A 9,679-nucleotide genomic window follows, 5' to 3' on the forward strand; every position below is an offset into this window, starting at 1 on the left:
CCCCATGCAGCTGAGCAGCAACAGCATCACCGCCGGCGCCCCGATCGACCGCGAATTCGCGGCCGGTGATGCCACTGGTTTCGCCCCGAACCGCAACCCGCACCTGGCGTGGAACGGCGTGCCCGATGGCACCCGCGCGTTCCTGCTGGTGTGCGTGGATCCGGACGTGCCGACCGTGCCCGACACGGTCGGCCGCAGTGACATGACCGTGCCGCGCGACCAGCCGCGTTGCGATTTCGTGCACTGGGTGATGGCCGATATTCCGGCGTCGGTGCATGAGATCGCCGCCGGCAGCTGCAGCGATGGCTTCGTTGCCAAGGGCAAGACGGCACCGGCCGGCCCGGCGGGCAGCCGCCAGGGCGTGAACGACTTCACCGGCTGGTTTGCCGGCAACCCGGACATGGCTGGTGATTACCTCGGCTACGACGGCCCGTACCCGCCGTTCAACGACGAGCGCGTGCACCGCTACTTCTTCCGCGTGTTCGCGCTGGACGTGGCGACGTTGGACCTGCCGCAGCGCTTCACCGCCGCCGATGCCTACCGCGCCATGCACGGCCACGTGCTGGCTGAGGCCACGCTGCACGGCACCTACACGCTGAATCCCGCGCTGTAACGGCAACCCGGCAACGCCGGCCGCTGGCCGGCGTTGCTTTTTTGTAGAGTCGAGCCATGCTCGACTGCTTTCCACGCAGACGAGCTTGGCTCGACGCTACGAAGACGAACGGCAGTACTTCGCAAACCCGTGCAGAAACGCTTGGGCTTTCTCACGATGCGATTCCGACCGCAGCACATCCGCCACCTGCTGCGGCTCCAGCCCCAGCACCGGCACGCGCAGGAACAGATCGGCACTGAGCGCCGAACTCACCGTCGACAGCACCGCGCGCAGCGCCTGCAGCATGTCCTCGCCAACATGCGAGGCGTGTACCAGCGCAATCGGCCGGCCCACGATCTGGTCGCCGGAGACCAGCCAGTCAAGGGCGTTCTTCAGCCCGCCGGGAATGCCGCGCACGTATTCCGGCTGCACACCAGCACGCCGTCGCTCTGCGCGACCGTCGCCTTGAAGCCGGTGACGCTGCCCGGCTCATCGGCGCCTTCGAGATCGGGCGAGAACACGGGCAGATCGCCAATGCCGGTGTAGACCTCCAGCGCCATGCCCGTCGGTGCGAAGGCCTGCAGCGCCCGCAGCAGCGCGGTGTTGGTGGATTGCCTTCGCACGCTGCCGGAGATGGCGAGAATCTTCATCGCCGCAAGGCTAGCACGCAGGCGTGCGCCCTCCGGGTAGGGCCGGCCGCTGGCCGGCTGTACCTTTCTGCTTTCCGTAGAGCCGAGCCATGCTCGGCTGCGCCCTTTGTAGAGCCGAGCCCATGCTCGGCTGCGCCCTTTGTAGAGCCGAGCCCATGCTCGGCTGCTTTCCACAAAGTCGAGCATGGCTCGACTCTACAGAAGCAAGCCGACTGACAGTCGGCTCTACCACGCGTTGTTCGGCCTCAGCGCTCGGTCGCCGACTCGACCACCATGTCCAGCACGTACGCCTGCGACGGTGCGTCGGCCGGCGGATTCTTCACCGCGAAGCGCTTCACGCGCACCACGTTGCGCACGCCGTCTTCGTGGGTGTAGCCCTCGATGCTGCCGTAGAAGTTCTCGAACTTGCCGGGCTCCCCCTGCTTCAGGCCCTTGTCGTCGAACTTCACCTCACGCACCTGCAGGCACTGGTAATCCGGAATCAGCGGGTGCGAGCACTTCTGGGTCTTCGCAGCCACTTCCAGGAACACGGTTTCGCCCGGGCCGCCGTAGCGGGTTTCGGCGGTCGGTTCCGGTGCGAACACCAGCACGTCGCCCTTGCCGGTGGTCAGGGTCAGCGTGCCGTCGGCATCCTGCGCGGCCTTCAGCTGGCCCTGCAGGCGGCTGGACACCGCTTCGTCCAGCGCCATCAGCGCCTTGTCGGTGCAGGCCATCATGGTCGACACCATCGCGCCCACCTTCAGCGTGCCGTTCTCCAGGGTGTAACCACCGCCGAGGCGGTTGCAGGTGTTGCTCACCGACAGGCGGCCATCGGCGAAGTCCAGGGTGACCGGCTTGTCATCGCGGGCGAACAGCGCATCAATGCGCGTGCCGTCGGCCGCGGTGGCCTGCTTCAGCAACCAGTGCTGGCTCTGCAGGCGCTGCGCATCCAGGTGCGCCAGCGTCTGCTGGTCCGCTGCCTTGGTGGCGGCCGGGGCCACGTCGTCGCCGCCGGTACCGGCCGGGGCCGGGGTCTGGCTGCAGGCGGCCAGCAGGGCCAGCGGGAGGAGCAGGGTGAGCGTGCGGTTCATGGTGATGAGTCTCCTTGAGGAACCTGGAAAAACGGGTCGGGACCGGGAATGGGGTTGCCCGGTCCCGGCGTTGTTCAGCTACCGGCAGGCAACCACAGCAGCAGTGCGGCGCCGAGGGCAATGCGGTAGACGGCAAACGCGGTGAACGTGTGCGACTTGATGTAGCCCATCAGCCACTTCACTACGACGAAGCCGGTGATGGCGGCGGCAACGAAGGCCACGCCGACGTCGGTCCAGTTCTCGCTGGCCAGGTTCCCTTCCTTGGCCAGTTCCAGGAAGGTGTAGGCGCTGGCGGCGAACATGGTGGGAATGCCCAGCAGGAACACGAACTCGGCGGCGGCCGCGCGGCGGCTCAGGCCCAGCAGCATGGCCAGGAAGATCGCCGAGGCCGAACGCGAGGTGCCGGGGAACACGCCGGCCACCACCTGCGCCAGGCCCACGCCGATCGCCACCGTCCAGGTCACCTGGTCGCGGTCGGGCAGGCGTGCGGTATAGGCCTCCACCAGCAGCATCCAGACGCCACCGATGATCAGCGCCCAGGCCACCGGGCCCACGGTTTCCGGCAGCGACCACCCGGCCTTGCGCACCACCAGGCCGACCACGGCGGTCACCAGGAAGGCCGCGCCCAGCTTGAACACGTACTCGCGGTTCTCGCGCTGGCCGAAGCCGGTGGCCAGCTGCAGCAGGCGCTGCCGGAACACCAGCACCACGGCCAGGATCGCGCCGGCCTGGATGATGATGTTGAAGAAGTCCGAACGCGCGCCAAGCCAGTGCTGGGCAATCAGCAGGTGGCCGGTGCTGGAGATCGGCAGGAATTCGGTGAGGCCTTCAAGGATGCCCAGCAACAGGGCGGAGAGCAGATCGGACATGGATGGAATGGGCGCCGGCAGCGGAAGGAAGAAGCTCGAGAGGATAGACGATCCCTGCCGCACCAAACGGGTGCGGCAGGGGGTGCACGCACCCCTTTGGTGCGCGCCGCGCTGCACCGCGCCGGGGCGCTCCTTGTGAAATCAACGACTTGCGTACGCAGAAAAGTTGGCACGGTCATTGCTCTACCTCAGTAGGCATTCATCCCCATCCGAGGTCGTACCGATGTCCGTGGAAAACGTTGAGAAGCTGATCAAGGACAACCAGATCGAGTTCGTCGATCTGCGTTTCGTGGATATGCGTGGCGTCGAACAGCACGTCACCTTCCCGGTCAGCATCATCGAACCGTCGCTGTTCGAAGAAGGCAAGATGTTCGACGGCAGCTCCATCGCCGGCTGGAAGGGCATCAACGAGTCGGACATGGTCCTGCTGCCGGATCCGGCCAGCGCCTATGTCGATCCGTTCTACGCCGATCCGACCATCGTCATCAGCTGCGACATCCTCGACCCGGCCACCATGCAGCCGTACGGCCGCTGCCCGCGCGGCATTGCCAAGCGCGCCGAGGCCTACCTGAAGTCCTCCGGCATCGCCGAAACCGCGTTCTTCGGCCCGGAGCCGGAATTCTTCATCTTCGATTCGGTCCGTTTCGCCAATGAAATGGGCAACACCTTCTTCAAGGTCGATTCGGAAGAAGCCGCCTGGAACAGCGGCGCCAAGTACGACGGCGCCAACAGCGGCTACCGTCCGGGCGTGAAGGGTGGTTACTTCCCCGTTCCGCCGACCGACACCCTGCACGACCTGCGCGCTGAAATGTGCAAGACCCTGGAACAGGTCGGCATCGAAGTGGAAGTGCAGCACCACGAAGTGGCCACCGCCGGCCAGTGCGAGATCGGCACCAAGTTCAGCACCCTGGTGCAGAAGGCCGACGAACTGCTGCGCATGAAGTACGTCATCAAGAACGTGGCGCACCGCAACGGCAAGACCGTCACCTTCATGCCCAAGCCGATCGTCGGTGACAACGGCAGCGGCATGCACGTGCACCAGTCGCTGTCCAAGGGCGGCACCAACCTGTTCTCCGGTGACGGCTACGGCGGCCTGAGCCAGCTGGCGCTGTGGTACATCGGCGGCATCTTCAAGCACGCCAAGGCCATCAACGCCTTCGCCAACTCGGGCACCAACAGCTACAAGCGCCTGGTGCCGGGCTTCGAAGCCCCGGTGATGCTGGCCTACTCGGCCCGCAACCGTTCGGCCTCGTGCCGCATTCCGTGGGTGTCCAACCCGAAGGCACGCCGCATCGAAATGCGCTTCCCCGATCCGATCCAGTCGGGCTACCTGACCTTCACCGCGCTGATGATGGCCGGCCTGGACGGCATCAAGAACCAGATCGACCCGGGCGCACCGAGCGACAAGGATCTGTACGACCTGCCGCCGGAAGAAGAAAAGCTGATCCCGCAGGTCTGCTCCTCGCTGGACCAGGCCCTGGAAGCGCTGGACAAGGACCGCGAGTTCCTCAAGGCCGGCGGCGTGATGAGCGATGACTTCATCGACGGCTACATCGCGCTGAAGATGCAGGAAGTGACCAAGTTCCGCGCGGCGACCCACCCGCTGGAATACCAGTTGTACTACGCCAGCTGACCGGGCGGCGATGGCGGTGGGACCCCCCTCCCACCCGCCGCCATCGCCTCCGTTCTTTGCGGCTGGGGAGCCGCATGGCGGGCCTCGTGCCCGCCTTGGTAGAGCGGACTGTTAGTCCGCTGATCCAGGGGCAAGAGAGAGACCGGATACGCGACATGGGCCGCCCTCCCTCCCGCGTCGGTCGTGCAAGGAGAGAGGCACGGCCGTCCCGGCCCATTACGTGTCCGGTGCAACAGCCACGGCCATCATCACGATGGCCCGTGGTTGCCTGATGCCATCGCGCGCTGGCGCGGTGGCCCCATCCACCATCGGGACATGCGCATGAAACTGATCTCCGCCATCATCCGACCGTTCAAGCTCGACGAGGTCCGCGAGGCCCTCTCCGACGCTGGCGTGTCGGGCATCACCGTGACCGAAGTGAAAGGTTTCGGTCGCCAGAAGGGCCACACCGAGCTGTATCGCGGCGCCGAGTACGTCGTCGATTTCCTGCCCAAGATCAAGATTGAAACCGTGGTCACCGACGAGCGTGCCGACGCAGTGATCGAAGCGATCCAATCGTCCGCAGGCACTGGCAAGATCGGCGACGGCAAGATCTTCGTCACTGCCGTCGAGCAGGTCATCCGTATCCGCACCGGCGAAATCGGTGCCGACGCGCTGTAACCCCTTCCGGAGACTCCCCCAAATGAAGATGCGCCTTCTCACCGGGTGGCAAGCCCGGTTCCATCTCGTGTGCCTGTTGATGCTGCTCAGCGCGCTCGCCGCCGGCGCCTGGCCGGGTACTGCGAACGCCCAGGCCCAGGTCTCGCCGCTGCCCAGCGAAACCGTCGCGGTCGAACCGCTGCAGGCTCCGGTCGCTGCGGCACCAGTTGCTGCCGAAGCCGCCGCGCCGGCCTTCGACCACGGCGACGTCGCCTGGATGCTCACCTCCACCCTGCTGGTGCTGCTGATGGTGGTGCCGGGCCTGGCCCTGTTCTACGGCGGCCTGGTGCGTTCGAAGAACGTGCTGTCGGTGCTCAGCCAGATCCTGGTGGTGTTCTCGCTGGTGCTGCTGCTGTGGGTGTCCTACGGCTACAGCGCGGTGTTCAGCGCGGGCAATCCGTTCTTCGGCTCATTCACCGAGTTCGCCTTCCTGAAGGGCTTCACCCCTGATTCGGTCGGCAACACGCCCATCAAGGGCCTGCCGGACTATCTGTTCGTCGCCTTCCAGTCGACCTTCGCCGGCATCACCACGGCGCTGATCGTCGGCTCCTTCGCCGAACGCATCAAGTTCCGCGCGGTGCTGCTGTTCTCGGCGCTGTGGTTCACCCTCAGCTACATCCCGATGGCACACATCGTCTGGGGTGGCGGTTACCTGGGTGAAATGGGCGCGATCGATTTCGCCGGTGGCACCGTGGTGCACATCAACGCGGGGGTGGCCGGCCTGGTCGGCGCGTGGTTCCTCGGCAAGCGCCTGGGCTATGGCCAGACCGCGCTGAAGCCGCACAACGTGCCGTTCACCTACATCGGCGCGATGCTGCTGTGGGTGGGCTGGTTCGGCTTCAACGCCGGCTCGGCCGCCGCGGCCGACACCGTCGCTTCGCTGGCCTTCCTCAACACCGTGCTGGCCACTGCTGCGGCCGTGCTGGGCTGGACGCTCACCGAAGCGATCACCAAGGGCAAGCCGTCGGCACTGGGCGCAGCGTCGGGTGCGGTGGCCGGCCTGGTCGGCATCACTCCGGCCTGCGGCACCGTGGGCCCGCTGGGCGCCATCGTCATCGGTCTGGTCGCCGGCGTGGTCTGCGTGTGGGGCGTCACCGGCCTGAAGCGCCTGCTGAAGGTGGACGACACCGCCGACGTGTTCGGTGTGCACGGCGTCGGCGGCATCGTCGGTGCCATCCTCACCGGTGTGTTCAGCGCGCAGTCGCTGGGCGGCACCAAGGCCGATCTGGATATCGGCCACCAGGTGTGGGTGCAGGTGGTCAGCGTCGGCCTCACCGTGGTCTGGTCGGCGGTGGTCACCGCGGCCATCCTGCTGCTGGTGAAGGTGGTGGTCGGCCTGCGCGTAACCGAAGAGGCCGAACGTACCGGCCTGGATGTCACCTCGCATGGCGAATCGGCCTACGAGGCCTGATTCAACGGCGGGCGGCCTGCGAAGGTCGCCCGCCATTTGGCACTTGGCATGGTAGGTGCCAAGCTTGCTTGGCACATCCTGCAGCGCCATCCACGCATGGCGTGGATCTACCCCATGGGCATGCATCGTCGCGCGCGATCGCGCACAATCAAACGCATGCACCCGATCCGCACCCCCCTGATGCTCTCGGCCTGCCTGCTGCTGGCCGCCTGTGCTTCCGCGCCGCAGGAAAGCCGCAATCCGCTGGCGACCTGGGTGCCATCGCCAAACCAGAACGCGCGCGATCCGGTCGTCATCGTCATCCACCACACCGAACAGGATTCGGTGCAGCAGAGCCTTCACACGCTGCGCACCTCCAACAGCGGCGGCCGGGTCAGTGCGCATTACCTCATCGGGGCCGATGGCCACCGCTACCAGCTGGTCAGCGATGAACGCCGCGCCTGGCATGCAGGTTCCGGCCGCTGGGGCACCATCACCGATCTCAACTCGGCCTCCATCGGCATCGAGCTGGACAACAACGGCAGCACGCCGTTCACGCCCGCGCAGATCACATCGCTGATCCTGCTGCTGCGTGACCTCACCGAGCGTCTGAACATCCCGCCGCGGCAGGTGATCGGTCACGCCGATCTCGCGCCGACGCGCAAGGCCGACCCCAGCCGCTTCTTCCCCTGGCAGCAGCTGGCCGAGGCCGGCTTCGGCGTGTGGCCGCGTGCCAGCGATGGCCCCGCACCGGACGGTTTCGATGCGTGGAATGCGATGGCCCGCTTCGGTTACCCGCTGGAGGATCGCGAAGCGGCCGTCGCCGCCTTCCATCGCCGCTTCCGCGGCAGTGACGACCTGCCGAAGACGCTGGATGCCGAAGACGCGCGTATCCTGCATTCGCTGCTGCTGCAGACGCCGTAGCCATCTGAGGGTAGCGCCGGGCCATGCCCGGCGAGCGCGCAGCGCGGGATCCGCTTTCCGCCGGGCATGGCCCGGCGCTACCGAAGGTTGCTCCGCCACCATCGGCCCCACTACATTGCGACGATGATCACTGTTACGTCGCCGCGCGCGTTCCTCACCTTCCTGGCCGTTGCCCTGCTCGCCGGCTGCGCCACCACCGGCACCCGTCCGGGCACACCGGCCGCCAAGCCCGCTGCCGCCACCTACGCCAAGGTCGACTGGAAGGCCCTGCCGGCGGTCTCCGATACCGACCTGCAGGCCGGCTTCGTCGCCTGGCGCAGCAGCTGCACCCGCCTGAAGAATGATGCGGTCTGGGCCCAGCCCTGCGCGACCGCGGCCACGGTGTCCGACAAGGACCCGGCGGCGATCCGCCAGTTCCTGCAGCGCGACCTCGACGTGTACGCACTGCGCGCCGGGGGCCACCAGGCCGATGGCCTGATCACCGGCTACTACGAACCCATCTATCCGGGCAGCCTCACCCGCACGGCCACGGCCACGGCCACGGTGCCGGTGTATGGCACGCCCGACGATCTGATCGTGGTACAGCTGGACAGCCTGTACCACGAGCTGAAGGGCAAGCGCCTGCGTGGTCGCCTCGACGGCAAGGTGCTCAAGCCCTATGACGACGCCGGCACCATCGCCAGCAAGGGATCCAAAGCGCCTGTGCTGGCCTGGCTGACCGACCCGATGGACCTGCAGCTGCTGCAGATCCAGGGCTCGGGCCGCGTGCGCCTGGCCGATGGCACCCAGGTGCGGCTGGCCTATGCCGAGCAGAACGGCCACCCCTACCGCGCCATCGGCCGCTGGCTGGTGGACCAGGGCGAGCTGAAGAAGGAAGACGTCACCATGGACGCGATCCGCACGTGGGCGAAGGCGCACCCGGCGCGCGTGCCGGAGCTGCTGCGCAGCAACCCCAGCTACGTCTTCTTCGTGCGCAGCGCAGACAGCCCGGAAGGCCCGCGCGGTTCGCTGAACGTGCCGCTGACCGCCGGCTACAGCGTGGCGGTGGACCGCAGCGTGGTGCCGCTGGGCAGCCTGCTGTGGCTGTCCACCACCCGCCCGGATGGCAGCCCGGTGGTGCGCCCGGTGGCCGCGCAGGACACCGGCGGCGCCATTGCCGGCGAAGTGCGCGCCGACCTGTACTGGGGCAGTGGCGATGCCGCCGGCAAGCTGGCCGGTGACATGAAGCAGAACGGCAACCTCTGGATGCTGTGGCCGAAGGGCGCGCCCCTGCCGAACTGAACCGGGAGGGGTCGGATCCCTTTCCGAAGGAAAAGGCTCTGACCCCGAATGGCTGATAATGGCGCCATTCCGAACTCTCCGGCCGCCGCTGCGGCCAGGACCCCTGCAATGAAGAACATCAAGAACAACACCGCCAAGAAGTACTACAAGCACTGGGCCGAATCGGGCCTGGGCAAGGGCAACGTGCTGATGGAAGCCCGCGGCGAGAAGATCGTGCGCCAGGTGGAAATCTACGGCACCAAGCTGGTCTGGGCCGATGAGCACGGCCAGAGCGACGACCGTTTCATGCTGGCCGACCAGCCGGTGTCGTTCCTCGATTTCGACGAGGACGACGAAATCTCCGCGCGCGAATTTGAAAGCGCCTGGAAGAAGGCCAGGGAAGCCACCGGCTACCCGGTGTAAGCACCGCTCCACCCCGCTTTGTAGAGTCGAGCCATGCTCGACTGCTCTATCGCCCTTGTAGAGTCGAGCCATGCTCGACTGCTCCATCGCCCTTGTAGAGTGGGGGGGGGGGGGGGGGGGGGGGGGGGGGGGGGGGGGGGGGGGGGGGGGGGGGGGGGGGGGGGGGGGG

At 66.9% G+C, this 9,679-nt stretch carries 9 protein-coding genes and 1 pseudogene; 7 read left to right on the forward strand and 3 right to left on the reverse strand.

Going from position 1 to position 9,679, the window contains the following annotated elements; genetic code table 11:
* Nucleotides 1–4 precede the first annotated feature (4 nt).
* Complete coding sequence (locus NQ204_RS17700) at nt 5–613, forward strand: YbhB/YbcL family Raf kinase inhibitor-like protein (RefSeq protein ID WP_116862817.1); 609 nt, start codon at nt 5–7, stop codon at nt 611–613.
* A 96-nt stretch (nt 614–709) separates the two neighbouring features.
* On the opposite strand, the pseudogene NQ204_RS19705 reads toward NQ204_RS17700, so the two are convergent.
* The 3 genes and pseudogenes from NQ204_RS19705 to NQ204_RS17720 all read right to left on the reverse strand — a co-directional run bounded on the left by NQ204_RS19705 (nt 710) and on the right by NQ204_RS17720 (nt 3,181).
* Nucleotides 710–1,428, reverse strand: a pseudogene (locus tag NQ204_RS19705) (NADPH-dependent FMN reductase).
* Nucleotides 1,429–1,487: 59 nt separating this feature from the next.
* On the reverse strand, nt 1,488–2,312 hold the full coding sequence (locus NQ204_RS17715) for an META and DUF4377 domain-containing protein (RefSeq protein ID WP_256644542.1): 825 nt from the start codon (nt 2,310–2,312) through the stop codon (nt 1,488–1,490).
* A gap of 74 nt (nt 2,313–2,386) precedes the next feature.
* Nucleotides 2,387–3,181 carry an undecaprenyl-diphosphate phosphatase gene (locus NQ204_RS17720; protein ID WP_108767270.1) on the reverse strand — a complete coding sequence of 265 codons (795 nt, stop codon included), beginning with the start codon at nt 3,179–3,181 and terminating at the stop codon, nt 2,387–2,389.
* Nucleotides 3,182–3,404: 223 nt separating this feature from the next.
* Between NQ204_RS17720 and glnA the strand changes: the two genes are divergently transcribed.
* From glnA to NQ204_RS17750, 6 genes are all read left to right on the forward strand, one after another.
* On the forward strand, nt 3,405–4,814 hold the full coding sequence (gene glnA, locus NQ204_RS17725) for a type I glutamate--ammonia ligase (RefSeq protein ID WP_057498133.1): 1,410 nt from the start codon (nt 3,405–3,407) through the stop codon (nt 4,812–4,814).
* A gap of 321 nt (nt 4,815–5,135) precedes the next feature.
* Complete coding sequence (locus tag NQ204_RS17730) at nt 5,136–5,474, forward strand: P-II family nitrogen regulator (protein ID WP_004134334.1); 339 nt, start codon at nt 5,136–5,138, stop codon at nt 5,472–5,474.
* 22 nt (nt 5,475–5,496) lie between these two features.
* On the forward strand, nt 5,497–6,924 hold the full coding sequence (gene amt / locus NQ204_RS17735) for an ammonium transporter (protein ID WP_256644543.1): 1,428 nt from the start codon (nt 5,497–5,499) through the stop codon (nt 6,922–6,924).
* A 156-nt stretch (nt 6,925–7,080) separates the two neighbouring features.
* Nucleotides 7,081–7,827, forward strand: coding sequence for an N-acetylmuramoyl-L-alanine amidase (locus NQ204_RS17740; protein WP_116862819.1), 747 nt, complete (start codon nt 7,081–7,083; stop codon nt 7,825–7,827).
* 123 nt (nt 7,828–7,950) lie between these two features.
* Entirely contained in the window at nt 7,951–9,108 is a 1,158-nt protein-coding gene (gene mltA, locus NQ204_RS17745) for a murein transglycosylase A (RefSeq protein ID WP_256644544.1), read from the forward strand.
* Nucleotides 9,109–9,216: 108 nt separating this feature from the next.
* Nucleotides 9,217–9,510, forward strand: a complete 294-nt coding sequence (locus NQ204_RS17750; RefSeq protein ID WP_256644545.1) for a hypothetical protein — start codon at nt 9,217–9,219, stop codon at nt 9,508–9,510.
* Nucleotides 9,511–9,679: the final 169 nt, after the last annotated feature.

Origin of the sequence: Stenotrophomonas testudinis (genome assembly GCF_024499815.1) — a bacterium.
In the GTDB taxonomy this organism is placed as follows: domain Bacteria; phylum Pseudomonadota; class Gammaproteobacteria; order Xanthomonadales; family Xanthomonadaceae; genus Stenotrophomonas.

Excerpts from the sequence above, each read along its gene's own strand:
- NQ204_RS17700 (WP_116862817.1), top strand. The coding sequence starts at position 5 with ATGCAGCTGAGCAGCAACAGCATCACCGCCGGCGCCCCGATCGACCGC.
- NQ204_RS17715 (WP_256644542.1), bottom strand. The coding sequence starts at position 2,312 with ATGAACCGCACGCTCACCCTGCTCCTCCCGCTGGCCCTGCTGGCCGCC.
- NQ204_RS17720 (WP_108767270.1), bottom strand. The coding sequence starts at position 3,181 with ATGTCCGATCTGCTCTCCGCCCTGTTGCTGGGCATCCTTGAAGGCCTC.
- glnA (WP_057498133.1), top strand. The coding sequence starts at position 3,405 with ATGTCCGTGGAAAACGTTGAGAAGCTGATCAAGGACAACCAGATCGAG.
- NQ204_RS17730 (WP_004134334.1), top strand. The coding sequence starts at position 5,136 with ATGAAACTGATCTCCGCCATCATCCGACCGTTCAAGCTCGACGAGGTC.
- amt (WP_256644543.1), top strand. The coding sequence starts at position 5,497 with ATGAAGATGCGCCTTCTCACCGGGTGGCAAGCCCGGTTCCATCTCGTG.
- NQ204_RS17740 (WP_116862819.1), top strand. The coding sequence starts at position 7,081 with ATGCACCCGATCCGCACCCCCCTGATGCTCTCGGCCTGCCTGCTGCTG.
- mltA (WP_256644544.1), top strand. The coding sequence starts at position 7,951 with ATGATCACTGTTACGTCGCCGCGCGCGTTCCTCACCTTCCTGGCCGTT.
- NQ204_RS17750 (WP_256644545.1), top strand. The coding sequence starts at position 9,217 with ATGAAGAACATCAAGAACAACACCGCCAAGAAGTACTACAAGCACTGG.